This window comes from Termitidicoccus mucosus (assembly GCF_038725785.1).
GTDB classification, from domain to species: domain Bacteria; phylum Verrucomicrobiota; class Verrucomicrobiia; order Opitutales; family Opitutaceae; genus Termitidicoccus; species Termitidicoccus mucosus.
Genome location: NZ_CP109796.1, coordinates 2,516,178 through 2,541,665 on the forward strand (window position 1 = coordinate 2,516,178; position 25,488 = coordinate 2,541,665).

Genomic DNA, 25,488 nt, shown 5'->3' on the forward strand with positions numbered 1-25,488 from the left:
TTTTCAGACATCGAAAATAGCGACGAACCACGAATGAAAATACACCGTCAGTGGTAGGGCGAGGCGTCCCGCCGAGCCGCCCCCGCGACATGACGCCCAACACGGCTCGGCGGGACGCCTCGCCCTACCTGAAGGGCAATCTTGTTCGCAAATGGTATGAGGTCTATTTTTCCGCCCTCAAGGTCAGCAAATGCACCGCCGGGCCGGGGAGAAAGGGCGTGGCCCGGCCGCGCACCCAGTCCTCGTGCCCAGCACGGTAAAACGGCGACAGCGGGTGCCCGCTCTGGCCGCCGGGCATATGAAAAATTCCCTCACTCTCCCGTCCGGGCGCGACGACGAAACGCTCCGACGCGCCGTGCGCGGGCGATTGCAGGCGGGGCACGTCGGCGTCGCCGGGGAGCGGGTCGGCGGGCATGTTCAGCCAGCCGCCCAGAAGCCCGAACAATACCCCGCCCAGCGGATGGTGGATGCGGCTGGTGTTGAATTCGCCCCATTTGGCCGTGTCGGGCTCAAACCCCGCGGCCTTGATGTCGCGGCTCACATCATCCGCCGCGGCAAAAAGAAGCTCGTCCCAGGATTCGTATTCGGGGGCGAGCAAGTGCGCAGGACGTTTTTCCAACAGCTCCCACAATCCGGGCTCGTAGTTGAACAACGTGCAGTCGAAATCCGGATACCGCGACCGGCAGCGCGCGAAGATGGGCGAGAGCGCGCGGGCGGCGACATGCTCGCGGAAGCGGCTCACGATGGTGTAGGAAACCGAGTCAACGGAGGCGCGGGCGGTCCATTTTTCCCTGGCCAGCGCGCGGCCCAGCATCACGCGGCTCTCGTGCGGCGTTTCGGAGGCGGCGTCGGCGTCGAGCGCCCCGAGAAGCAGCCCGCGCCAGCGGTCCAGATGAGGGGCGCGGTCGTCCAGCGCGACGGCGAGCAGGTCGCCCGGCGTCGCCGCCCCCGCGATGTCTGTCATCAGATTTTGGATACGGTCGCCGCGCAGCCCGGTGTAGATGCCGCCGTCGCCGAGAAGCGCGAGCGTGTCGCCGCCGAAGAGCCGCTGGTTCGCGCTGGAGAGCCGGCCGCCGGGGGGATTGACGACGGCGGGGACCTTTTCGGGCGGCACCAGCCCGTCCCAGCGCCGGTCACCGTAGGCCCAGGTGGCGGGGAAACGCCCGTCGAAGCCGACGCGGTTCGGCAGCCGCCCGCAAATCGTCCAACCGATGGAGCCGGTGGAATCGGCGACGAGGAAATTTTGCGCGGGTATGCCGGAACGCCGGGCGATGTCGACGGCCTCGGCGACGCTGGCGGCATCCTCCAGCCCGAGCACCTCGAGGTCGATCGCGCCGGGCTCGCGCATCACCCATTTGAAGGAGAGACGCTGTTTTTTGTAGTTCTCGCCGATCACGGGCCCCCATTCCGAGGTCTGGAATTTGAACGTCACCACGCCGCCGCCGCGCACGCGGATGGCCTCGGTGTGGTCCTCCAGCCGCACGATCTCGCGTCCGCTCGAATAGTAGTCGGGCGTGACCTCCACCGGCGTGAGCACGACGATGTCGCTGGTGTCGGCCAGGCTGTTGGTGAATCCCCACGCGATGCGGCCGTTGCTGCCGGCCACGAGCGCAGGCAGGCCGGGCAGCGTCACGCCGGCGAGGTCGCGCGGCGAGCCGTCGGCCGCCGTCCAAAGCATGCGGGCGCGATACCAGATGTTCGGCACGCGCAGCGCGAGGTGCATGTCGTTTTCCAGCATGGCGGCGCCGGACGCGGTGAGCGTGCCGGAAAGCGCCATGTTGTTTGAGCCGGCGGGAAGAGGAGCGCGAACGGGAGAAACAGGAGCGCGGACATTCCTGTCCGCGAAAACGGGGGCGGGAAAATCGCGGGCAGGTTCCGAGCGAAGCGACATGCCCGCTATGCCCGCGCTCCTTTGGGTTGCCCCGCCGCCGGCCCGGTCCCGGCGCAAATTGAGATGTCGCGCCTCCGGCATGGCGGGGAGCGGCGCGGCGGTGCCGTCGAGCGCGGCGTCATTGGGCGCGACGAGCGGGGCGAAGAAATTCACGACGCGCTCGTGCAGCAGATCGCGGGCCGTCATCAGCGAGAGTTCGTAGCGCGCGTCGGGATGCTGAAGGTCAACGGCCATCGCGCAGATGACGAGCACGCAGTCCTCCGGCAGCCACGGCGCGGGTTGGGCGCGGAGCAGCAGATACTCGGGTGGCCGGGCGCCGAGACCGGCGAGGCCGGCGTTGACGCCGCCGGCATAGGCGTCGATGAGGGCGCGGCGCGCGGCGGGCAGCGCGCCGTAAACTTCGCGGGCGTGCGCGCGGAGCCGGTGGATGCGCATGGCCTTGTCGGCCTCGACGGCGCGTTTGCCGAAAAGCTCCGCGAGTTCGCCGGCCGGGCGGCGGCGCAGCAAATCCATCTGGAAAAACCGGTCCTGCGCATGCAGAAAGCCGAGGGCGCGCGCCGCGTCGGCCCGGTTCGCCGCGCGGATGGTGGGCACGCCGAGGGCGTCGCGCTCGACGGCGACAGCCGTCTGGAGCCCGGTCACCGCGGCCTCGCCGTCGAGTTGCGGCAGGCTGGCTTTCGCGCGCGAGTAGAGCCACGCGGCGAATACGGCGACGAACAGCGCCAGGATGGCGGCGGCGATGCAGGCATTGCGAAGCGCGCGGCGTTTGCGGGGACGTCGGACATTGGCGGGCATGGCGGAATGTTGGGTGCTTGCGGCGGGAATAATCAAGCGCCCAGACGGAGGCGGATCTCGGCGGTGATCTCCGCGACCGTGCGGGCGGCGTCGATTATGTCAGCCTCGCCCGGCGCCGGTTCCTCCAGGGCGGCAAACTGGCTGTCGAGCATGTCGGTTTTCATAAAATGATCACGACGCGCAAGGAGCCGCCGGCGGAGCAACCCGGGCTCGCCCTTCAAAAAGACAAACCTCACGCGGGCGCGGGTTTCGTCAGACGGGCCGGCGGGAACCAGCGCGGCGCGGTAGGCGGCGCGCAGCGCGGAGCACGCAAACACCGTGCTTTCGCCGTCGCGCAGGCACTCGGCGATGCGCGCGCGGATCGCGGCCAGCCACGGCTCGCGGTCGGCGTCGTCGAGCGGGATGCCGGCGGACATTTTGGCGATGCTGGCCGGGGAATGAAACGCGTCGGCGTCCTCGAAATACCAGCCGAGCGCATCGGCCAGCGCGCGGCCGACGGTGGTTTTTCCGCAGCCGGCGACGCCGGTCAGCACGACGATCTTCGCGAGGCGATATTCCCACGGCCGCGTGCGGGCCGGGTCGCGGCCTTCGTCGTAGTCGATGAAATCGAACATGGTCATGACCGGCTTGTCCGTCAGGCCGGCGTCCGCCACGCGCTCGCGCACGCGGGACACGCGGTCGTCGCGCCAGCCGCGTTTGATCATGAAGTCATTCCACATGGCCAGGTCCCCGTCGCTGCGCGGCGAGGCGGCGCTGTTGCGCGCCCAGTCGAGAAGCGCCTCGTCGGAAGGCGCGCCGGGCGCGAGCGCGCGGGCGGCGAGGTCGGCGTGGCGCACGCCGAGGAAGCGGCAGCAGGCGGTGTCGAACTTGAGCGGGAGCGAGTCGCCGAAGCTGGCGACGTAGTCGGGCGGGAGTTTTCCGGCGGCGTGCAGGCGGATCTTGTCGAGCATGCGTCCGAAATAAACCAGCCCGCCCACCTTGGCGTAGGGACTGCGGAGACCGGGAATGCGTGGCATGTGGAAATCGGGTTCCCGCCATGTATGGGTTTTCCGCGGCGCGCAGGCAAGCCGCGCGGCGTTTTTTGAGACGGCGCGGAGCACTGGCGACGATGGCACACGCACGCTAGGGAGATCGGTTTTCTGAAGTCCGCCTCATCGCCGCGCCGATAATCGCCAGCGTGGAGAGCGAACTGGCCGGCATCAGCACCGCGGCGAGAAGCGGGCTCATGTGGCCCGCCAGGGCCAGGCTGACGGCGGTGATGTTGTAGGAAACGGAAAACACCAGCAGCCACGTCTGCGCGCGCCGCCGCGCGTCGTTTACCTCAAACAAGGCCCGGATGCCGCCGATGCCCCGGCCGAGGTAATAAAAATCCGCCTTCTGCTCCAGCACGCCGCGATGCACCACGGGCGTGCCGCGGCAAAGCGCCTGGTCAAACGCGAGGCTGTCGTTTGCCCCGTCGCCAAGCATGAGCGCGCCGGCGTCCTTGTTTTCGGCGATCCATCCCGCTTTCGCGTCGGGCGACAGCCCCCCGTGCGCCGCGTCTCCGGCGAGGCCCAGCCCGGCGGCGAGCGCAGCGACCTTGGAGGGATGATCGCCGCTAAGAATGGCGATGCGCAGGCCGCGGGACTGGAGGGCGCGGATTTCATCGCGGGCGTCGTCGCGCGGCTTGTCGGCAAAATAAAAACGCGCCGCCACGCGGCCCCCGCACGCGAGGATGGTGGCGGAATCCGCCGCCTGTCCGCCGGCGGACGACGCGCCGTCCGGAGCGCCCGCCTCCACGCCGTCCTCGCGCCCGAGGAACCACCCGCCCGCGCGCACGCCGCGCCCGATCTCCTCGCTCACCTCCGCGTCGAGCGCGGCGCTCCAGCCGCGCAGCAGCATCGCTTCGTGCAGGCAGCGCGAGACCGGGTGCTGGTTGTCGCGCGCGAGGGCGAGGAGGGCGCGGCGCGCCTCCGCGTCGAGCGTGTCGAGCGCGCCGGGATTGAGCAGCACGGGGGTCTCAAGCGTGAGCGTGCCGGTCTTGTCGAAAATGATCGCGCCGATCCTTGCGATGCGCGGCCACAAATCGGCGACTCGCACAAACACGCCGCGCCGCCGCAACGCCACCGCCGCCATCTCGTCGGCCAGCGGAAACGACAGCCCGATCGCGCACGGGCACGACACGACCAGCACGGCGATCACCACCGCGCCGGTCGCAAACGGGTCGCCGCTGCGCAGCCACCAGACGATCCCGCCCAGCAGGGAAAGCACCAGGATCCCCGCGAGGTAGCCGGTGACGATGCGCTCGAAAAACCGGTTGCGGAACTCCGCGCGCTCCGCCGGGCGCAGCAGCCGCTCCAGCAACGAATCGCGCCAGTCCTGCGCCGCGCGCAACTCGAGCGGGGCGCGGCCCAGATTGGCCGCCCCGGCCGGCACGACCTGCCCGGCGCGGAATTCGCGCGGCTCCGCCTCGCCGTTGATCCATGCCAGGCTGGCCGACGCGAGCGGAGAGAGCAGGCGGGCGTTGACCGGCACCGTCTGCCCCGCGCCGACCGTGAAAACCTGCCCGGCACGGAGGCTCGACGGCGGGCGGTCCGATTCGCCGCCGTCCGCGTCGCGCACGCGGACGCGCGGCGGCGCGGGCTGCCGCCCGAGCAGGCGGCGGCGGTTGCGCTCCACCGCGGCGACCTGCGCCCAGCGCCCGACGAGCATCAGTAGTATAAAAGTGGATACAAAATCGAAATAGACAAAACGCTCCTCGCCCAGCAGCCACCCGGCAAGCGAGCCGGCATACGCGCCCGCCACCCCGAGCGCGATCGGCAGGTCGATGCTCATCACGCCCGCGGCGAGCGAACGGACGGCGCGGCTGATGAAGTAGCCGCCGCCCGCGAGCAGGCTCAGCGTGCCGAGCACCATCGCCAGCGTGCCGAACAGCCGCGCATAGGCGAAAGAGTCGTCCATGCCGAAATACACGGGCAGCGAGAACAGCATCGTGTTCATTGCGATGGCCGCGCACACGCCGATGCGCCGCACAAGCGGGCGGGCGGCATCGGGATTGGCGGCGGCGTCATCCGCGCGCTCCCCGGAGGCCGGCGCGACGAGGTAGTTGAAAGATTGCAGCGTGCGGGCAAACGCCGTCGCGTCGAAACGTGGCCCGCGTTTGCCCGGCCGCCCGGCGCCGCCCGTGCCGGATGCCTCCGCGGCGGGCGGCTCCCATTTCAGGCGCATCTGTCCGGCGGGCGCGTTGATCTCGATGCGGCCCGCGCCGGGCTGACGGTGGAAAAGCCGGTCGATCAGCCACACGCAACCCGCGCACGAAATGCCTTGCACATCGAGGGCGAGTTCGGGCGCGTGGCCCCCGCGGGCGGCGTCCTGCTCGGCCTCCGCCTGCGCCGCGGCCAGCCAGTCGTAATCGCGGACGGGCAGCAGCGCGGTGTCGGCCGGCGCGGTCACGTCGTCCTTCAACTCATAATACGACTGCAATCCCTGCTCGTGGATCAACCGGTAAACATAGGCGCAACCCGCGCAGCAAAACCCGGACTCCCCCGGAGCCGGCGCGCCGCAATGCCGGCAGCGCGGCGCGGTACGGACGGGAGGGGCGGGAGGTGACGATGCGGCAAGGGGCAGGGTCATGTCTGGATGTGGCTTAAAGAGATGTCAGGCATTGTTTCTTTCTCTTTCCTCTTTATCTTTATTCTTTCTCCCAACGCATTCCGGTGGATGGGGAGAAAGAATAAAGATAAAGAGGAAAGAGAAAGATTCCTTGGGGGAATGGCATCATGATTTCCGGCTGTGTCCTTGCGCCCTAATGACATAATAAATGCGACGGATCGGGCCCCGGAAGTCCCAGCGTGGCGCGCAGGCGCCATGCGATGATGACGGCGGCGGCGAGGGCAAGGGTGGTTTGCGCGCGCGAAATCCACACCGGACTGACACGGCGGCGCAGCCAGCCGAAATTCGCCTGCGCCAGCCAGAGCAGCGGAAGCGTGCCGCAGCCAAACGCCAGCATGAACTCCATCCCGCGCGCCGCCGAGCCCGACAGCGCCGCGATCGTCACGAGAAAATACAACGGCCCGCAGGGCAGCAGCGGCGTGGCCGAGCCGAGCACGGCCGCGGCCGACAGGCGCGAGCGTTTTCCCTGTCCCGCCTGCACGCGCAGCGCCAGCCGCGCAAGCGCCGGGATGCGCGGCAGAAACCGGTCCAGCCGCAGCGCCACCGCCACGAAAAACAAGACCAGCACCCACGGCAGGAAGCGCAGCGCCGAGGTGTTCATCCACGCGAGCGGCATCATCCCCGCCAGCCCGGCCACCGCGCCGAGCAGCGTGTAGGATGCGAGCCGGGTCGCCTGATACATGAGCGTGACGGACATCGCGTCCTCGCCGGGGCGCGTCGGAGTGAGCCAGCACGCGAGCGGTCCGCACATGCCGGCGCAATGCAGGCTCGTGACGAGCCCCGCGACAAAGGCGGCGGCGGGCGTGCTGACGCTGGCGAGTTCCATGGGCAGGGCGGCAGATTGGCCCAAATGCGAACGGGCGGGAATGAAAATCTCGCCGGAAAAGTCGCCGCGCGGGCCAATCCCCTCCGACAGAGGACAAATAACGAATTAATAGCAAAATCATCGTGGGTTTGGCTGGGACGGCCGCCCCTATCCGCCAACACGCGGACTCTGGAATGCACCTATTGGGTTACATTCTCCCCTCGCGCCGCCTGCGGGAGAGTTAACAGGTTTATCAGGCATGCGATTGCGCCACGGCTTGCGGGTAATAACCATATCATCGTCAGCACCTCCTTCCGCGACATGAACCACATCGGACTTTTTCTCGCTCCTTGACCGTCTGCACCGCCGGGTTGCGTTCAACCGGGCGCGCATTCCGTATTTCCGCATCGCGCGGCCGGATAACATGGGGCATCATCCGCTTTTACTGTAAACACGACAATGCACTGGCAACGAAAACAGTTCGAATCTCGATAAGGCATCCATGCCGGCACCCCATCACTTTTATATGAAAACTGGATTTCAGACCGGATGCGCTGGACAACGCGACCGCCTGCCCTCAGGATTGTCTCCTATAATCTCGGCGCTGGCGGCATTGATCCTGATTCTGGGCCTGCCCTGCGCGCTGGCATTCGCGCAGGTTTCCTTCGGGCAGCCGGAAAAAATCAACACGGGCTGGCGCTTCGCTCGGGGCGAGGTGAAGGATGCCCAGGCGGCCTCGCTGGACGACAGCGGCTGGCGCCGCGTCGATCTGCCGCATGACTGGAGCGTCGAGGCGCCTTTGAGCCCGTCACTGGCCAGCTGCACCGGCTATCTTCCCGGCGGTATTGGATGGTATAGAAAAACGATCGCCATTCCGGAGGCGCTGCGGGGCAGAAAAATATATCTGTATTTTGAGGGTGTTTACAACCGGAGCGAAGTGTTTCTGAACGGCCATTCGCTGGGCCGGCGTCCCAATGGATATATATCATTCATGTATGACGCCACGCCGCATGCCAGATTTGGAGCGGAGAATGTGATAGCCGTGAAGGTCGATCATGGCCTTTCGGCGGATTCGCGCTGGTACACCGGCTCGGGGATCTATCGGAATGTGTGGCTGGTGCATTCCAGTCCTGTGCATATCGCGCAGTGGGGTGTGTATGCGCATCCCGAGCTGGACGGCGCCACAGGCACGCTGAATATCGAAGTCGAAGTGACAAATGACTCGCGGGAAAATGCCGGCCTGAACATTGCGCATGAATTGCTCGCCCCGGACGGAAAGGTCGTCGCCGCAAGCTCGCAGCCCTTGTCCGTCGAGTCCGGAAAAAATGGAAAATCAATCTGCGCGCTGAAGGTGGATCATCCGCTGCTCTGGGACATGGGGAATCCCGTCTTGTATAAATTAAGGACTGTCGTTTCCCGGGGTGCCGAGGTGCTTGATTCCGCCGTGACAACGACTGGATTTCGCAGCCTGTCCTTCGATCCCGACAAAGGCATGGCCTTGAATGGAAAATGGATAAAGGTAAAGGGCGTTTGCCTGCATCACGATGCGGGGGTGCTCGGAGCGGCCGTTCCCCGCGATGTTTGGAAACGACGTCTGGTCACGCTAAAGAGCCTCGGATGCAACGCCATTCGCACCAGCCATAATCCGCAGGCGCCGGATTTGTATGAGCTGTGCGATGAGCTGGGGCTGCTGGTGCTGAACGAGGCCTTTGACGAGTGGGAGTTTCCCAAACGAAAATGGCTGCAAGGATGGAATGTCGGCCAACCCGGATATCAAGGCTCTTCTGATTTCTTCGACGAATGGGCGGAACGGGATTTGGCCGACATGATCCGCCGCGACCGCAACCATCCTTCCATATTCGCGTGGAGCATCGGCAACGAGGTCGATTACCCGAACGATCCCTATTCACATCCCGTTCTGGGAGGCAAAAACACGGGCGGATTTGTCCAGCCGATTTTTGGCGGATATAAAAAGGACGCCCCCGATGCGAGACGGCTCGGGGAGATCGCGAAACGGTTTGTCGCGGTAGTGAAAAAACATGACACTTCACGGCCAGTGACGGCGGGCCTCGCGGGCGTCGCGATGTCAAACGAAACGGAGTATCCCGGCGCGCTGGACATCACCGGCTATAATTATACGGAAAGCCGTTATATCTCGGACCACAAAGCCTATCCCGCCAGGGTGATTTTTGGCAGCGAGAACGGTCACCAGCGCAGTGCATGGCAGGCGGTGGCCGAAAACGAACATATCTTCGGCCAGTTTCTCTGGACGGGCATCGATTATCTGGGCGAATCCCGCAAATGGCCCTCCCGTGGATTCCACTCCGGCTTGCTGGATTTTGCCGGATTCATAAAACCGCTCGGTTATTTTCGGCGGTCGCTCTGGACGGATCAACCCATGGCTTATATCGGGGCGTATCCGGTTCCGACAAAGGAGGAAAAGTCTCCGTCGATGGACGCTTGGCCCATCTGGAACCACGACGAGGGGCGCCCGATCCGGGTCGTATGCTACACAAACGCGGCCCGGGCGCGTCTGGAACTCAATGGACAGCCAGCGGGCGATCCCAAGGATTATGATGACAAAACCGGCATTATATATTGGGACATCCCTTTCCAGGCGGGGAAGCTGGAGGTCGTCGCCCTGGATCGCGGCAATAACGAAATCCTGCGCCACGCCATCAGGACCTCCGGCAGGCCGCACGCGCTCGCGATCCAGAACATCGAAAAATCGATCGGCGCCGAAGGAGGGCTGGCGCAGATTGTCGTGCAGGCCGTGGACGATGAGGGAGTGCCCGTGTTGCTGGCTGACGACGAAGTGACATGTCATATCACAGGCCCCGCCAGGCTGCTGGGGCTCGAGTCCGGCAACAATGAGGACATGACCGATTACACCGACAACAAACACCGCCTCCATCACGGCCGCATCCTTGCTTACGTGCAGGCGCGCGGTGAACCGGGCGACATGGAAGTCAGGTTCACCGCCCCGTGGCTAAAACCGGCCAGGGCCGTGATTCATATCGAATGACATCAAGCCGCATCCCAAAACATGGGTAGGCAACAAGCTTGCAGCACTCGAAGCCGCTCAGCGGACGGCTTCGCTTAAAACTGGCTGCGCGCCAACGGCCGGTCTCGCCCGAATCCCGATAGGGCCATTCAGAACGGAAGTCCCAAAACCAGCGACGGCGGCCCCACCACCCGTCGCCGCCATTCCGCCACTATCCGGGACAGCGCAATCCCCGCACAAACAGAGCCCAAACAGAATGCCCGCCCTCACATAGCCACGGTTTTCCGAGCGTTGCGCGGACGTGTTTTTTTTGCCTCCTGGGTCATGTCCCGCAGGGTCGGGCCATCCCGCCACGCTCCCGGGATGGTCGTGGTGGACGGATGCTCGGGCACGCCGTATTCGTTGCGGTAAAGTTGCGCGATGATGAGCTCGATGCCGCGCGCCCCGATCAGGTTTGCCTGCAAGTCGATGCCGGAGCAGGGACGCGGATTCATCATGATGTTCAAACAGCAAAACCCGTGCGTGGACGGCACCCTCGCCCCGCAGCCTTCCATCCAGCCGATCACCTCGGCCCGGTGGCAAAGCACGACATCGGGATCGTGTTTCCTGAACCAGGCGGTGAAACTCACCGGTTCGACATCCGGGACGATGAGCGGCGGCACCTTCGGGGATTCCCCGCTGTATTTCTGATAGGCGAGAAACGACGCCTCCCAGCGATGCATCAGTCGCTCGTCGTGATGCCCCTGGAGCACAAGGCCGGGACGGCGGTAGCCGAGCGTGTGCAACCGCTGGAGCGCGGTGAACATCGAGCGGAAATGATTCGCGCAGACCGAGTGCAGCGCGGGATGCTCGATCACGTAATCCGTGTAAACCCCCGCGTAGCGCGACCAGTCGAGCCGCGAGAAATCGGGATTGTCGCTGACCGGCAGGAGAAACACGCCGCGAATGCCGCGCGATTGCAGGATGGTGTCGAGCCGCATCGGTGTCAGCCCCTCGTCCCCCATCGAGAAATACTCTGTCTTGAACCCGAGTTCCTCGGCCCGCGTCCCGGCGCCCTTCACGAGTTCGCGATGGTGCCGCGCCGATGCCAGCGGGCGGTTTTTCGGCCCGTCGAGATCCACGATCGCGATCACCCCGCGAAACGTGCCAGTGCGCGAGCGCCGCATTTCGGACATGAGCGCGCCCGCCAGCGGATTGTGCTGGTAGCCGGCGGCCTGCGCGGCTTCCTGCACACGCTGGCGGGTGTCGGGTTTTACCCGGGGATTGTTGCGCAGCGCCTCCGACACCGTGGTGTGGGACAGGCCGAGCGTGCGCGCTAGATCGCGAAGCGAGGGGGCAGTTGAGGACATGAATGATGTTTACATGACGTTTTTTGCCACAAATGGATGCTTTTATTGTGACACTCTTACTGTCAGAGCATTGCCGGTTCGCCGTGCCCTGCAAGTCTGTTTCACAATTTTTCACACTGCCTTCCCGTCTTTTATGGCTTTTCGGCACGCGTTTTTCGCGTCCTGATTTGCCTTATGGCCGGGAACGCGGAAAACTCCCGAACCCATTTCCCCCCGTGTCAAACATCATAACCAATCCATCCCCGGCCCGCTGTCGCGTCCGTGGATGGATTGTATAATTTCACCCTATCATGCCCAAAGGAATCACCATACTGGACATACTCGTCGTGCTCGGGTATTTCCTCGCCATTATATATATAGGACGCCGCGCAAAGGCCGCCTCGTCCAAGGGGGAGGAGGACTACTTCCTTGCCGGCCGCAAGCTGGGCAAACTCTACCAGGCGTTCCTCAACTTCGGCAACGCCACCGAGCCGCAGGGCGCGGTGTCCAACGCCAGCTTTGTCTATAAAAGCGGCGCGGCCTATTCGTGGTATTCCTTCCAGACGGTGTTTATAAATCCGTATTACTGGTTCATGTATGTCTGGTTCCGCCGCGTGCGCCTGCTCACCATGGCCGACCTGTTCGTGGACCGCTTCAACAGCCGCTGGCTCGGCGCGTTCTACTCGGTGTTCCAGATCGGCGTGGCCGTGCTGCTCATCGGCTTCGGCAGTTTCACCGCCTACAAGATCACCGCCTCGCTGGTCAACAAGCCCGAGTCCGCGTGGACGGTGGAGGAGCGCCAGGCCGTCGAGGGCTTCCGCGAGCTGCGCGAGTTGGAGCGCCAGCAGGAGGCGGGCGAACTCTCGCTCGTCATGGAGCCCCGCCTGAAGGCGCTGCGCGAGCTCAAGGCGCGCGACCAGATTTACAGCAACGTCTCCCTCCTCCGGCCCTGGGCATGGCAGGCGGCGTTTTATATAGTGTTCATCGCGGTGGTCGCGGCCTACATGGTGCTCGGCGGCATGACGGCGGCGGCCTTCGCCGAGGCGCTCCAGGGCACGTTGATTATTGTTTTCTCCATTATATTAATCCCCACGGGGCTCTACGTGCTCGGCGGCTGGGACCAGCTCGCCGCGCGGATTCCCAACAAGGAGACGTTCAATCTCTTCGGCGGCGAGCAGACCGGCTGGGGCATCTTCGCCATCACGCTGGTGAGCCTTATACAAATGAACGCGCTCAGCCCCAACATGAACATCATGGGCTCCGCCCGCAACGAGATGGCCGCCCGCATGGGCGTGCTCGGCCTCTACGCCAAGCGCGTGATGATCATCCTGTGGACTTTCGCCGGGCTCATCGCCATCGCGCTGTTCACCGGCAAGGACGCGCTCGCCGACCCCGACACCACCTGGGGCGCGCTCTCGGAACGGCTGCTCAGCCCGATTCCCGGCCTCATCGGCCTCATGCTCGCGGGCGTCATCGCCGGCGTGATGTCCAACCTCGCCGCGAAGTCGATGGCCGTGTCGTCGCTCTTCGTGCGCAATATCTTCCGCCTCTTCTGGCCTGACTCCTCCGAGGAGCGCGGCGTGTTTGTCGCCCGCCTGACCATTGTCGTGGTGCTCATCACCGGCTTGATCTCGGCCATATTCATGAAGGACATGATGAGCATCGTGCAGCTCGTCATCACGGTCAACGTGCCCTTCGGTGTGCTCATCATGGTGATGTTTTTCTGGCGCAAGGCCACCTTGCCCGCCGCGTGGGCCTCCATCGTGCTCTCCGTGCTGCTCAACATCGCCTTTCCGCTGGCCGCGCCGTGGATTCCCGCCATGACCAACAGCCAGTCGCTCGCGCTCCGCGTGCCCGCCAATCCCGGGGAGGACGCCTCCACGCCCGGCGTGAAACTCTCGCCCGTGTTCTGGGAAACCGTCATCCACAAGGACGCCACCGACCTCTCCAGCCCGCTCGTCGGCGGGGGGCGCTTCAACATGGAATGCTACATGGTGCACAAGACCGGCCTCATCGATGTCACCGGGCTCACCCCGCGCTGGCGCGAAAACATCCGCTACTTCGTGGACGCGCTCTTCCCGTTCATCGTCCTCGTGCTCGTGAGCCTCGTGACCCGCAACCGCCGGCCCGAGCAGGTCGATTTCTTCTATGGCAAAATGAAGACGCCCGTCGGCGAAACCCCCGAGCTTGAGGCGCAGGCCATCGAGGAAACGCGCAAAAACCCGCGCCGCTTCGACCATGTGAAACTCCTCGGACCAAAGTCGTCGTGGGAGTTCACGAAATGGGATCGCATGGACACGATCGGCTTCCTCGCCTGCTGCGCCGGCTCGGGCGTCCTCATACTGGTCTTCTGGTTCGTCCTGAAACTCGCGAGCGGCGCGTAAAGCCCCTCACCTTCCTTCCCAGTCGCTCTCGTTCTCTTACTCGTTCTCGAAACGTGCCGAAAACGGAAAAGAGAACGAGAACGATTATTTCCTTAACCATCCGAAAAACATCATGATACGAAAAGCATTCCTCATGAGTGTGAATCCCGGCAAAGAAGCTGAATACCAGCGCCGCCACTCGCCCATCTGGGCCGACCTTGCCGCCGAGCTCAAAAGCCACGGCAGCCACAACTATTCCATTTTCCTCGACGAAAAGACGCATCAACTTTTTGGATACGTCGAGATCGAGAGCGAGGAACGCTGGGCCGCCGTCGCGCAGACCGACGCCTGCCGGCGCTGGTGGAAATTCATGGGCGATATCATGCCCAGCAACCCCGACAACAGCCCCGTCTCCCGCGACCTCCGCGAGGTGTTCCACCTCGAGTGATCCCATCCCCCTCTTTCTTCTTTCCTCTTTATCGTTCTCTTTCTCCCCAAAAATATTTTGCGTTGCCCGTTCGCCCGCAAACACGGGCACTCCAAAAGAGGAAAAAGAGGAAAGATAAAGAATAAAGAGGTAAGAACACGATCCCGCCCCGCCGTCCGTCCGACAATTTTCGCCCGTCAGCTTTTTTCGCCGCATCCCCGCCCATGAACCCAAAAACCATTTCCCGCCGCTCCTTCGTCAAAAACGCCGCCCTCGCCGCCGCCGCCGCGCAAATCCCCGCCGCCCTCCGCGCCGCTCCGCCTTCCTCCCCGTCCCCGGCATCCGCCGGCGTGTCCGCCCCGCAGCCCGCGCGCGGTTCCATCCGCTGGCTCGACGGCTCCGCGCCCGCGCTCAACAATGGCGCCACCTGGGGCATGCCCTGGCCGCGCGGCTCCGTCGCGAAAGATGCCGCGTTTGCGCTGCGCGACGCCGCCGGGAAATCGATCCCCGTGCAGAGCTGGCCCACCGCGTTCTGGCCCGACGGCTCGCTCAAATGGACCGCGCACGCCGTGCCCGCCGGCATCGAAATCAACGGCGGCCTTGCGCTCGCTCCCGGGCAAAAGCCCGCCGCGCCCGCGCAGGCCGTCACGGTGCGCGACGCCTCCGGTAGTGTGGTGGTGGATACAGGCGTCATCCGCGCCACCATCGCGAAATCCGGCGCCACGCTTGTGCGCGCCATCGCGCGCGACGGACGCGACGTGCTGGTCAACGGCCGCCTCGTCGCCATGAGTGCCGACACGCCCGACGCCGATGAAGCCGTGCGCCATACCACCTCCTTTGAAAGCGACATCGCCGCCGTCACCATCGAGCAGGCCGGCCCCGTGCGTGCCGTGGTGAAAATCGAGGGCCGGCACCGCCAGTGCGCCGCCGCTCCCGCCGATGCCGCCGTTGTGGAACGCGGACAGCTTGTCCGCCCGCCAGCGGACGGGCCGTCCGCGCTCCATATCGCCGCCTCGCCGCGCGCCTGGCTGCCCTTCACCGTGCGCCTCTACTTTTACGCCGGCGGCGAGGCCGTGCGCGTCATGCACTCTTTCGTTTACGACGGCGACCCGGAGAAGGATTTTCTGCGCGGCATCGGCGTGCGTTTCGAGGTGCCGATGACCGACCTCCCGCACGACCGCCACGTGCGTTTCGCCGGCGAGGGCAAGGGCCTTTGGGCCGAGGCCGTGCGCGGGCTCACCGGCCTGCGCCGCGATCCCGACGGGCGCGCCAACCCCGGCCCGATCAAAACCGCCCAGCTCGCCGGGCTCCCCTGCCCGCCCGTGGAGACATTTAATCCGCAAGTCCGCGAACGCCTGCACTACATCCCGGCCTGGGGCGACTTCACGCTCACCCAGCCCGCAGCCAACGCCTTCACGATCCGCAAGCGCACCAAGCCGGGACACGGCTGGATCGACGTCGATCAGGGCCGCCGAGCCTCCGGCACCGGCTACATCGGCGGCGCGACCGGCGGCGGCGTGGTGTTCGGCCTGCGCGATTTCTGGCAGCGCCATCCCGTGCAGCTCGACATCCGCGGCGCGCACACCGACCGCGCCGAGGTCACCCTCTGGATGTATTCGCCGGAGGCGCAGCCGATGGACCTGCGTTTCTACCACGACGGCATGGGCATGGATGATTTCCGCAAGCAATACGACGGCGGGCTCGAAATCACCTACGAGGATTACGAGCCCGGCTACGGCAACGCGCACGGCGTCGCGCGCTCCAGCGAAATCATGCTCTGGGCCGTCGCCGCCACGCCCTCGCGCGACCGTCTCGTCGAAATGGCCGCCGCCGTGCGCACGCCGCCCGTGCTGGTTTGCGCGCCCGAGGTCGTGCTCAACGCAAAAGTCTTCGGCGCGCTCTGGTCGCTGCCCGACCGCTCCACGCCCGCCAAGGCCGCCATCGAGGAGCGCCTCGACTGGCAGTTCGACTACCATCGCAAACAGGTTGACCAGCGCCATTGGTATGGCTTCTGGAGCTACGGCGACGTCATGCACAGCTACGACCGCGACCGCCACGTCTGGAAATACGACGTCGGCGGCTTTGCCTGGGACAACTCCGAGCTCTCGACCGATCTCTGGCTCTGGTATTATTTCCTTCGCACCGGGCGCGCCGACGTGTTTCGTTTCGCCGAGGCCATGACCCGCCACACCGGCGAGGTCGATGTCTATCACACGGGAAAATTCGCCGGCCTCGGCACGCGCCACAACGTCCAGCACTGGGGTTGCTCCGCGAAACAAGTGCGCATCAGCACCGCCGCCTATCGCCGGGTTTATTATTATCTCACCGCCGACGAACGCGTCGGCGACCTCATGCGCGAGCTTCTCGACGTGGACAAAATCCTCAACTCCGTCGATCCCGCGCGCAAACTCACCGGCGCCACGCCGCTCGGCAAATACGACTCGCGCCTCAGTTTCGGCACCGACTGGGCCAACCTCGCCGTCGCCTGGCTCACCGAATGGGAACGCGGCGGCGACACCCGATACCGCGACAAACTCCTGCGCGGCCTGCGCGACTGGGGCGCGATGCCCACCGGCTTTTTCACCAGCGACCGCTACGGCTACCAAATCGCCAGCGGCAGCCTCGAGCCGCTCACCGTGCGCGGACGGCCCGGCGGCAGTGACAAAACCATCGGCGTCTCGCACCTCGACTCCGTTTTCGGCGCGGTCGAGACCTTCGCCGAACTCATTCAGCTCACCGCCGGCCAGCCCGAATACGAGGGTTTCGCCAAGGCGTGGATTCAATATTGCACGCTTTACTCCGCGGCGAGGGACGAGCAACGCGCCGCGCTCGGCGCCGACATCCGCGGCAACGGCCTGCGCCAGGCGCACTCGCGCCTCACCGCCTACGCCGCGAAGATGACCGGCGACAAGAAACTCGCCGCGCGCGCCTGGAAGGAATTCGGGCAGGGCGATTTCGCCGATCACGGTCTCGCCGACACCCGCGCCTCGCTCAAGACCAGCCTCATCGAAGGCCCGGACGTGTTGAATCCCGTGGACGAGGCCACATGGGTATCCACGAACGACGCCGCGCAATGGGGGCTCGCCGCCATCGAGTGCCTCGCCCTCATCGGCGAGCAGATGCCTGAATAATGCCATTCATGAACCCGATTTGCCCGTTAGTCAGGTAGGGCGAGGCGTCCCGCCGAGCCGCGAACCGCCCGCGGCTCGGCGGGACGCCTCGCCCTTGATAAGTTCATAAATGGCTCGCAAATGGCATTACTGGCTCCGGGGAATTCATGAAATAAGCGCACCTGTATCATCCTTTCTTCTAGTCATCCCGCGCTTCCTCTTTTCCGCTGAAAACGCCGGGAAACCAGTGTTTCTCAAAGGTTCCTTTATCGAAAGCCATGTCTTTCCGAAATTTGAGCCTTCGCACCAAACTCGTATCACTCAACAGCGTCGCCGTCGTGCTGCTAAGCGCCGCTTTTTGCGTGACCGCTTTCCTCGTCCTTTCCAGCCACTTCGACCGCCAGGCGGCCGGGCAGATCAAGCTGCGTTCCGAAGCCATCGACGCCATGCTTCGCCAAGATGCCGATCTCCTGTCGGAGTTGAGCCGCATGGCCGCGGCCAATCCGCAGTTCCCGCAAAAAGTGGCCCAAGGTGATGCGGAGGCGACAGCCTTGCTGTCCAAGTCGCTCTTGCAGGGGAAGAAGGCCGACTTTGCCTTTGTTGTCCGCGCCTCGGGCGCCTTGTTTGCCTCTTCCTGGGACAAAGCTCCCCCTTTCGATCCTTCCGAACTCGCGGGCGTGCGCGCCGCGCTGGCCGGGCGCCAGGTGCATGGCTTCGAAATGCTGGGGACCGGTTCATACTCCCTGCTGGCCGCCGCGCCCATCGTCGATCAGGGCCGGGTGATCGCAGCCTTGGTCGCGGGCCAGACGATCTCCGGTTCCGCGGCTTGGGTGGATTCCGTAAAAGCCATCCACGATGTCGAATGCACGATTTTCGCGGAGGATGCGCGCGCGGCCACCACCATCGTCCGCGACGGACATCGCATTGTCGGGACCAGGATGGACAATCCGGCCGTGATCGAAACCGTGTTGCGGCAGGGCCGGGCTTTCCATAACCGCAACCGGATTGAGGGCCGGGCCTACGAGACGGCCTATTGGCCGCTCAGGAACGCGGACGGCCAAGTCACGGGCATGGGCTTCATCGGCCAGGATCTGGCCTATATCCACGACACCTATTATTCCCTTTTTTCCTCGATCGGCATCATCACCCTTCTCTGTGTCGGCGTCATCCTGACGACGGCCTTTTTCATGGCGAAGCGCCTGGGGGACACCTTGCATCGCCTCGCCCAGAGCCTCCTGGGCGGAAGCGACGAGGTCAACTCGGCGGCCACCCAGGTTTCCACCGCAAGCCAGGCGCTCGCGGCTTCCGCCAGCCAGCAGGCCGCATCCCTGGAAGAGGCGAGCGCTTCGCTCGAAGAAATGTCCGCCATGACAAAACGAAACGCCGAGAATGCCTCGCAGGCCAGCGTCCTGATGAAGAAAACGCGCCAGAACGCCGAGCAGGGATCGCAGGAAATGGCCGCGATGAACCAAGCCATGGAAGCCATCCGGACCAGCAGCGACGACACGGCCAGAATCATCAAGACGATCGACGAAATCGCCTTCCAGACCAACATCCTCGCACTGAATGCCGCCGTGGAGGCCGCGCGCGCCGGCGAGGCCGGGGCCGGTTTTGCCGTCGTGGCCGAGGAAGTCCGCAACCTCGCCCAGCGCAGCGCCCAGGCGGCCCGGGAGACCTCGGGCCAGATTTCCACCGCCATCGAGCGTTCCGCGCTGGGTGTGCGCATCAGCGAACAGGTCGCGGCCAGCCTCGCGCACATCGTGGAAAATGTCCGGCAGGTGGACCACCTGGTCGAGGAGGTCACGAACGCCTCCCACGAGCAGAATCAAGGCATCCTCCAGCTCAACCAGGCCGTTTCCAGCATGGACCAGATCGTGCAGAGCAATGCCGCGGGCTCGGAGGAAACCGCGGCGGCGGCCAACGAACTCAGCGCCCAGGCCAAAACCTTGCGCGAGGCCGTCGCCCACCTGTCCGCCTTGGTCGAGGGCAGGCACGTCGATGCCCTCCTGTCAGAGCCGGCCTCGGATGCTTAACATTTTAAGAAATGTCGCGGCGGCATTTATAGATGGAGGAACGGCCTCCAATTCAAATCCCGGGCGCAAAATTTCCAGATGTTCAGGCGGGTGACACTACTTTGCCTTACACCCAATGAGGCTCCTTCCTCCGATCACGCGGAGGCGCGTCATCCAACCCGCGCAGCAGCGGACCGTCGCAGCCTGCGCGTTTCGTGCATGAGCAGCCACGCGCAGGCGGCGAGGAGAAGCGCCGCGCGAAGCAGCGGCAAACGGAGATCGGAGCGCGCGGCGGCATCGCCGCCAAAGCAGCCGCAGGAAATGTCGAGCCCGCGCAACAGCGCCGAGGTGATGAATCCGCAAAAACCGGCGCAAAGCGCGGCCAGCAAGGCGGTCGCCCCGAGGCGCAGTCGCGGGAGAAAAAGCCCGAACGCGCAGCCCGTTTCCAGCCACGGCAAATAGAGCGCCACCCAGCCGGAAGGCGCGCAGGGAAGCAGCCGGTAGTTTTCTATGGATACGGCAAAGGCCGCCGGGTCCAGGAGCTTGGAGAACCCCGCATAAAGAAACATCGCGGCCAGCGCGATGCGCGCGAGCTGCGCAAACAAAGGAATCACGGTTGAGCGGCCTGCCATGCGCGCCAGCCTCCTTTCAGGACGTAAATGCCGGGCAGCCCGAGTTCGCTTTTCAGGCGGCGGGCCACGTCCCGGCTGACGCCGCAGCCTTCGTCGCTGCAATACACGAGGACCGGCGCATCGGGGCGCCATTGTTCAACGATGCGCGGGAGTTGTTCCTCCCAGCGGACGGACTCCAGCGGCAGCGCGCCGGGGATGCGGGCGGCGGCGTAGTCGGCGGCGGGCCGCGCATCGATGATGAGCGGCGGCACGGGCCAGCCGGCAACCTCCCGCCATGCGACCTCGGTTATCCCGTCGGGCGGCGCGCACGCCGGACGGCGCGGATGGGCCAAGGCGGCGATCAGCGCCGGCACCAGCGCGAGGAGGAGCAGCACCAGCGACTGGCGGACAACCATCCGCCCGATGCGCGGCGCGGAAACGGTGGATTGCGGGAGGGCGGTCACGGTTTGGGTTCGGTTTGTTATCTCACACCAAGGCACGAAGGCACAAAGTGCCGGGAAAGTGGTGAGCAGCGAGCAGCAGGAGCACGGTGCGTTGCGTGATGCCCGCTATTCGCTGCTGGCTGCTCACCACTTCATTGTGATTCATTCCTTTGTGTCTTTGCGCCTTGGTATGAGACAAGTGGTTCGTTTTTCTTGCGGTTCCGGGGAAGCGGCATCGACCGGCGCATCAGCGCACTTGCGCGAAGACGGTGAGCGCGGTGCCGGCGGGAACCGTTTCAAGTGTTTTCAGCGTGATGACCGCGAGCCGCGCGTCCCCGGTGCCGGCGGGCGTGACGGTGAGGCGGTAGCGACGGCGCGGTTCGAACGTGGCGAGCTCGACCTTGAAATCGTCACGGCTGCTGGCGGCGCCGGTGATTTCGAGCCCGCCGTCGCGGTTGATTTGGATGTCCACGGTTTTCGCCGCGGCGGACGCGTCGAGTTTCCAGTGCAGCAGGCGCGGCTTGAGCGCGACAGGCTCGATCAGGTCGGCGATGAGCGTGAGCGTCTGCGCCGGCGCGCCGGGTTCGTCGGTCTCGACCGTGATGGTGCGGGTGACGGAACCGGCGAGGCCGGTGGTGTCGAAGTCCACCCGCAGCACGCCGCTTTCGCCGGGCGTGTAGGTTTTCTTCTCGAGCACCGGTACGGTGCAATGGCAACTGGCGCGGATGTCGGTGATGGTGACGGACGCCTCCGATTTGTTGGTGAAAGGAAACTCCACCGGCGGAAACGCCTCGCCGAGCCGGCCGTTGAGCACGGCCTCGGTGCGCGCCCATTCGAGCGCGGGAAGCGGCGCCGCGCAAAGCGCCATGAGCATCAGCATGACGCCCGGCAAAGGACAAGGTGAGAGGCGAAGGCGGCGGACTGGTTTCATGACATGGCAGCGTAGGGGATGAGGGCGAAGTTTCCAACCGGATTGCACGTGAATTTCGCCACGACCCGGGCGGACTTGGCGAACACAAAAAACGGCGCCCGGCTTTAGCGGGCGCCGCTTGCAGTCTTTGTTGTTATAATTGATTTCCGGATACCCAATCCGCGCGGGCTCAGCCGAGAAGCTCGGCCACCAGGGCCTTCTCCTCCTTGAGCTCCTTCTCGGTGGCGGCGATCTTCTCCTTCGAGAAGTCGCCGAGCGGGAGCCCCTGGACGATTTTCCAGCTCTTGCCGTCGCTCACGATCGGATACGAGAAGATGAGGCCTTTCTCGATGCCGTAGCTGCCGTCGGAGCAAACCGCGACGCTGAACACGTGGCCGGCGGGCGTCGGGTTGACGAGGTTGCGCACGGTCTCGATGGCGGCGTTGGCGGCGGAGGCGGCGGAGCTGAGGCCGCGGGCCTTGATGATGGCCGCGCCGCGCTGCTGCACGGTGGGGATGAAGGTTTCCTTGAACCAGAGCTCGTGCTTGATGACCTCGGGCACGGGCTTGCCCCCGATCTTGGCGTTGAAGTAATCGGGATACATCGTGGAGCTGTGGTTGCCCCAGATGGCGAGGCCGGAGACGTCCGTGGTGTCCACGCCGGCCTTGAGGGCGAGTTGGGTGACGGCGCGGTTCTGGTCGAGCATGGTCATGGCAAACCAGCGATCGGCGGGGATCGACTTGGCGTTGTTCATGGCGATGAGGCAGTTTGTGTTGCAGGGGTTGCCCACGACGAGCACGCGGATGTCGGGCGCGGCGTTGGCGGCGATGGCCTTGCCCTGGCCGATGAAGATCTTGCCGTTGATGCTGAGGAGGTCCTTGCGCTCCATGCCGGCCTTGCGCGGAACCGAGCCGACGAGGAAGGCCCAGTTGACGCCCTTGAAACCTTCGTTGAGGTCGGCGGTGGGGACGATGCCCTTCAGCAGCGGGAAGGCGCAATCCTGGAGCTCCATCACGACGCCGTTGAGGGCCGGGAGGGCGGGTTCGATTTCGATGAGGTGGAGAATCACGGGCTGCTCGGGGCCGAACACCGCGCCGGAGGCGATGCGGAACAGGAGCGAGTAGCCGATTTGACCGGCGGCGCCGGTGACTGCGACACGAATGGGCGTTTTCATAGGCATAAGAGCCCGTCAGATTGAAGGGATTCCCGGTAAAATAAAAGGCTGAAAGCGAAAGGAACGCAAAATGGGGAGGGTCCGGGCAAAAGCGCGGATTGAGCCTTCACGTCCGATTTTTATTCGATCATCGTCACCCGGTGGGGCTGCGCGCCCGTGCGGCCGGGAAGCGTGACGACGGCGCCGATGCGCCGTCCGTGAAGCTGCCGGCCAAGCGGCGACTGCGGCGTGATGAGCGTGATCTCGCGCCCGTCCAGCCCGACGGTGATGCCGCCGCTGCGCGGGGCGAGCAGATACCAGACCGTCCGGCCCGGGCGCGACTCGAGCGCCACCAGCGCGCCGATGTCGATGACGCCGTCGGGCGCGAAATCAGGCAGGGGCAGCGAATTCCAAAGCGCGATGCTTTCCTGGATCTCGACGGCGAGTTTCGCCTGGCTTCCGGCAAGGTAGGCGGCCTCCTGCCCATGAGTCTCGTATTTGCTCGTGGCCCTGCTTTCGTCATGCGTGGCTTCCTCGCGGGCCATGAGCGCGGCGCGCGTCTGCACGTCGAGGTCGGCCTGGAGTTGCCCAATGATGGCGCGGCGCAGGGGTGTTTTGTCCATGTGGTGAACAAGGCAAGGAATCGGCGGGCCGGGCGCAAGAACCGGGTTTCTTTTCGGTTTTCTTTTTCGGCAAAGCCGCGCATGGGTGGCGTATGCAGCAGGCGTTGTCCGATTTTTCCATCGAGGGTTTCGAGGCCCTCATCGCGTCGTGGGGCTTCAAGCCTTCGCATGCGGCGCGGCTGCTGGCGTCCTATTACGAGGGCGGCGGCGCGGCGGACTGGGACGCGCTGGCGTTGCCGGCGGGGCTGCGCGGCCGCATCGAGTCGGAACTGGGCGCCGAAGCGGGCGAGGTCGCGGCGCGGCAGGAGGCGGACGACGGCACGGTGAAACTGCTGTTGCGGCTGCGCGACGGGCGCACGGTCGAGGCGGTGATGATGCCGGATTTTCGCGGGGAGCGCGCGGCGGGCTGCATCTCGTCGCAGGTGGGCTGCGCGATGGGATGCGATTTTTGCGCGACGACCCGGACCGGCTTCGAACGCAACTTGGACGAGGGGGAAATGGTGGCGCAGTTTCTGGCGCTGCGGCGCGAGGCGCTGGCGGCGAAGCGGCGGCTGCACACGGTGGTGTTCATGGGCATGGGCGAGCCGATGCTGAACCTCGACGCGGTGCTGGAGGCGGTGCGACGCATCGCGGACAACCGGCTCGGGCGGCTGGGCTGGCGCCAGGTCACGGTGTCCACCGTGGGCATTGTGCCGGGGATGCGGCGGCTGGCGGAGTCGGGCCTGAACGTCCATCTGGCGGTGTCGCTGCACGCGCCGGACGACGAGACTCGCTCGATGCTCCTCCCGCAGGGGAAACGGTTTCGCGTGGAGGAAATCCTCGCGGCGGCCGATGCGCACCAGGCGCGCACGGGGCGCATCCCCATCATCCAGTATTGCCTGCTGCGCGGGGTGAACGATTCGCCCGCGCAGGCGGAGCGGCTGGCGGATTTGCTGGAGGGACGGCGCATGCACGTGAACCTGCTGCGCTACAATCCGACCGGCGCGGGCTTGAGCGGGCGCGCCTACGAGCCGTCGCCCGACGAGGCGGCGGCGGCGTTTCTGGCGGCGCTGCGCGGACGCGGCGTGGTCGCTCATTTCCGCAAGCCTCGTGGCCGCGACATTGACGCCGCCTGCGGGCAACTGCGCGAACGGGCGGAGGAATCTGAAGGCGATCCCATCGCCGGCGCAGACGAGGCCCGCAAAACAAACGCGCGCCGTGAATAGGCGCGCGTCAGTGAATTGAATCCCTGATACAGCAGATGCCGCTTAGAACTCGACGGTCTTGAAGGCGGCGATGTCCCAGAGGGGCTGGCCGGATTCGGTGGCGAGTTCGTTGAAGGCTTCGATTTCGGCCTTGCTGAAGAGCAGGCCGCCGGCCTCGGCGGTTTTTTTGGCGAAGTTCGCCTCGATCTGGCCGGGGAGGATGCACTTCTCGTTTCCGTGGCCGAGGACGTCCTCGATGACCGCCTTCAGGTTCTGCGACTGCGTGCGGCCCTTCGCGAAGGCTCCGCCGCTGACGGCCTCGGGATGGATGACCTGGAAATAGAAGCAGCAGGTGCCTTTGTCGCCTTCGCCGACGAGCGTCCAGCGGTTGCGGATGGTCGGGAGGGAGCCGCCGATGAGGCCGCCGGTGAGTTCGTTGATGAGCGAGAGGCCGTAGCCTTTGTGCGCGCCGAAGGGGACGAGCGACTTCGCCTTTGCGGGATCGGTGGTCGGGTTGCCGTCGGCGTCAACGGCGGCGTTGGGCGGGAGTTGTTTGCCTTCGCGCAGAAGCTGTTGCACGCGGCCCATGGCGACGACGGAGGTGGCCCAGTCGATCACGATGGGGAAGCCGATGGCGCCGGTAGTCGGGAAGCCCCACGAGTGGGGATTGGTGCCGAGGGTCGGGTGTTTGCCGCCGAAGGGGACGACTTCCGCGAGCGCGGCGGTGCAGTTGGTGTAGGCGATGTAGCCGCGGCGGGCGGCGTCCATCACGTAACCGCCGCCCCAGAGATAGTGGAAGGCGTTGTCCACGGCGACGGTGCCGGTGCCGTATTGGTCGGCGAGTTTGATGGCGGCGTCCATCGCGCGGTAGGCGGTGGCCTGGCCGAGTTTTTTGTTCGCGTTCCAGATTTTCACGGCGGCGAAGCGCGAGGGTTTTTCCTCGATTTGCGCGCCGGGGGTGCAGCCGCCCGCGTGGGAGCCGAAGAGGTGGTCGAGATGCAGCGCCTTGATCGCGTTGTGCGTGCGGATGCCGTGGCGGGTGGCCTCGGCGCAGAAACGCGCGCCCTCGGCGGCTTCGTCGGCATGGAAGCCGCGATGCCGGTAGGCGGCGGCGACGAAACGTTTCGCGCGGCGAAGTGTTTGTATAATTCGTAATTTGTAATTCGTCATTCGTAATT

The 25,488-nt window shown here is 65.2% G+C and carries 18 protein-coding genes; 6 read left to right on the top strand and 12 right to left on the bottom strand.

The genetic code is table 11. From position 1 onward, the window contains the following. Window positions 1-163 precede the first annotated feature (163 nt). The 4 genes from OH491_RS08590 to OH491_RS08605 all read right to left on the bottom strand — a co-directional run bounded on the left by OH491_RS08590 (window position 164) and on the right by OH491_RS08605 (window position 7,163). Complete coding sequence (locus tag OH491_RS08590; RefSeq protein WP_068772165.1) at window positions 164-2,686, bottom strand: penicillin acylase family protein; 2,523 nt, start codon at window positions 2,684-2,686, stop codon at window positions 164-166. Between the two features lie 32 nt (window positions 2,687-2,718). Continuing rightward, window positions 2,719-3,702 carry a gluconokinase, GntK/IdnK-type gene (locus OH491_RS08595; protein WP_334319580.1) on the bottom strand — a complete coding sequence of 328 codons (984 nt, stop codon included), beginning with the start codon at window positions 3,700-3,702 and terminating at the stop codon, window positions 2,719-2,721. 106 nt (window positions 3,703-3,808) lie between these two features. Then, window positions 3,809-6,298 carry a heavy metal translocating P-type ATPase metal-binding domain-containing protein gene (locus tag OH491_RS08600; protein ID WP_068772164.1) on the bottom strand — a complete coding sequence of 830 codons (2,490 nt, stop codon included), beginning with the start codon at window positions 6,296-6,298 and terminating at the stop codon, window positions 3,809-3,811. 172 nt (window positions 6,299-6,470) lie between these two features. Continuing rightward, the gene (locus OH491_RS08605) at window positions 6,471-7,163 is read right to left on the bottom strand and encodes a sulfite exporter TauE/SafE family protein (protein WP_068772163.1); all 693 of its coding nucleotides are present in this window, start codon (window positions 7,161-7,163) and stop codon (window positions 6,471-6,473) included. A 505-nt stretch (window positions 7,164-7,668) separates the two neighbouring features. Between OH491_RS08605 and OH491_RS08610 the strand changes: the two genes are divergently transcribed. Continuing rightward, window positions 7,669-10,167: a glycoside hydrolase family 2 TIM barrel-domain containing protein gene (locus OH491_RS08610; protein ID WP_084442520.1), complete on the top strand. Its 2,499-nt coding sequence runs from the start codon at window positions 7,669-7,671 to the stop codon at window positions 10,165-10,167. 245 nt (window positions 10,168-10,412) lie between these two features. Here the strand turns inward: OH491_RS08610 and OH491_RS08615 are convergent, their stop codons facing one another. After that, window positions 10,413-11,495, bottom strand: coding sequence for a LacI family DNA-binding transcriptional regulator (locus tag OH491_RS08615; RefSeq protein WP_068772162.1), 1,083 nt, complete (start codon window positions 11,493-11,495; stop codon window positions 10,413-10,415). 290 nt (window positions 11,496-11,785) lie between these two features. Between OH491_RS08615 and OH491_RS08620 the strand changes: the two genes are divergently transcribed. The 4 genes from OH491_RS08620 (at window position 11,786) to OH491_RS08635 (ending at window position 19,407) form a co-directional block, all read left to right on the top strand. Next, the gene (locus OH491_RS08620) at window positions 11,786-13,858 is read left to right on the top strand and encodes a sodium:solute symporter family protein (RefSeq protein ID WP_068772161.1); all 2,073 of its coding nucleotides are present in this window, start codon (window positions 11,786-11,788) and stop codon (window positions 13,856-13,858) included. Window positions 13,859-13,970: 112 nt separating this feature from the next. Next, entirely contained in the window at window positions 13,971-14,285 is a 315-nt protein-coding gene (gene rhaM, locus OH491_RS08625; protein WP_068772160.1) for an L-rhamnose mutarotase, read from the top strand. Between the two features lie 203 nt (window positions 14,286-14,488). Next, on the top strand, window positions 14,489-17,395 hold the full coding sequence (locus OH491_RS08630; protein ID WP_342750976.1) for a Tat pathway signal sequence domain protein: 2,907 nt from the start codon (window positions 14,489-14,491) through the stop codon (window positions 17,393-17,395). Window positions 17,396-17,736: 341 nt separating this feature from the next. Then, entirely contained in the window at window positions 17,737-19,407 is a 1,671-nt protein-coding gene (locus OH491_RS08635) for a methyl-accepting chemotaxis protein (protein ID WP_342750977.1), read from the top strand. 149 nt (window positions 19,408-19,556) lie between these two features. On the opposite strand, the gene OH491_RS08640 is transcribed toward OH491_RS08635, so the two are convergent. The 6 genes from OH491_RS08640 to OH491_RS08665 form a co-directional block, all read right to left on the bottom strand. Beyond that, window positions 19,557-20,000, bottom strand: a complete 444-nt coding sequence (locus OH491_RS08640; protein WP_334319578.1) for a MauE/DoxX family redox-associated membrane protein — start codon at window positions 19,998-20,000, stop codon at window positions 19,557-19,559. After that, window positions 19,997-20,461, bottom strand: coding sequence for a rhodanese-like domain-containing protein (locus tag OH491_RS08645; protein WP_068772156.1), 465 nt, complete (start codon window positions 20,459-20,461; stop codon window positions 19,997-19,999). Before OH491_RS08645 ends, OH491_RS08640 begins: the two co-directional genes overlap by 4 nt. Window positions 20,462-20,483: 22 nt before the next feature. Further along, the gene (locus OH491_RS08650; protein ID WP_334319577.1) at window positions 20,484-20,606 is read right to left on the bottom strand and encodes a hypothetical protein; all 123 of its coding nucleotides are present in this window, start codon (window positions 20,604-20,606) and stop codon (window positions 20,484-20,486) included. A gap of 81 nt (window positions 20,607-20,687) precedes the next feature. Next, window positions 20,688-21,371 carry a DUF1573 domain-containing protein gene (locus OH491_RS08655; RefSeq protein ID WP_084442519.1) on the bottom strand — a complete coding sequence of 228 codons (684 nt, stop codon included), beginning with the start codon at window positions 21,369-21,371 and terminating at the stop codon, window positions 20,688-20,690. Window positions 21,372-21,540: 169 nt separating this feature from the next. Then, window positions 21,541-22,524: a malate dehydrogenase gene (locus tag OH491_RS08660; protein ID WP_068772154.1), complete on the bottom strand. Its 984-nt coding sequence runs from the start codon at window positions 22,522-22,524 to the stop codon at window positions 21,541-21,543. A gap of 119 nt (window positions 22,525-22,643) precedes the next feature. Next, window positions 22,644-23,126 carry a GreA/GreB family elongation factor gene (locus OH491_RS08665; RefSeq protein WP_068772153.1) on the bottom strand — a complete coding sequence of 161 codons (483 nt, stop codon included), beginning with the start codon at window positions 23,124-23,126 and terminating at the stop codon, window positions 22,644-22,646. A gap of 104 nt (window positions 23,127-23,230) precedes the next feature. Between OH491_RS08665 and rlmN the strand changes: the two genes are divergently transcribed. Continuing rightward, on the top strand, window positions 23,231-24,331 hold the full coding sequence (gene rlmN, locus OH491_RS08670; protein ID WP_334319576.1) for a 23S rRNA (adenine(2503)-C(2))-methyltransferase RlmN: 1,101 nt from the start codon (window positions 23,231-23,233) through the stop codon (window positions 24,329-24,331). Between the two features lie 42 nt (window positions 24,332-24,373). Here the strand turns inward: rlmN and OH491_RS08675 are convergent, their stop codons facing one another. After that, window positions 24,374-25,480: an Ldh family oxidoreductase gene (locus OH491_RS08675; protein ID WP_342750978.1), complete on the bottom strand. Its 1,107-nt coding sequence runs from the start codon at window positions 25,478-25,480 to the stop codon at window positions 24,374-24,376. Window positions 25,481-25,488 lie beyond the last annotated feature (8 nt).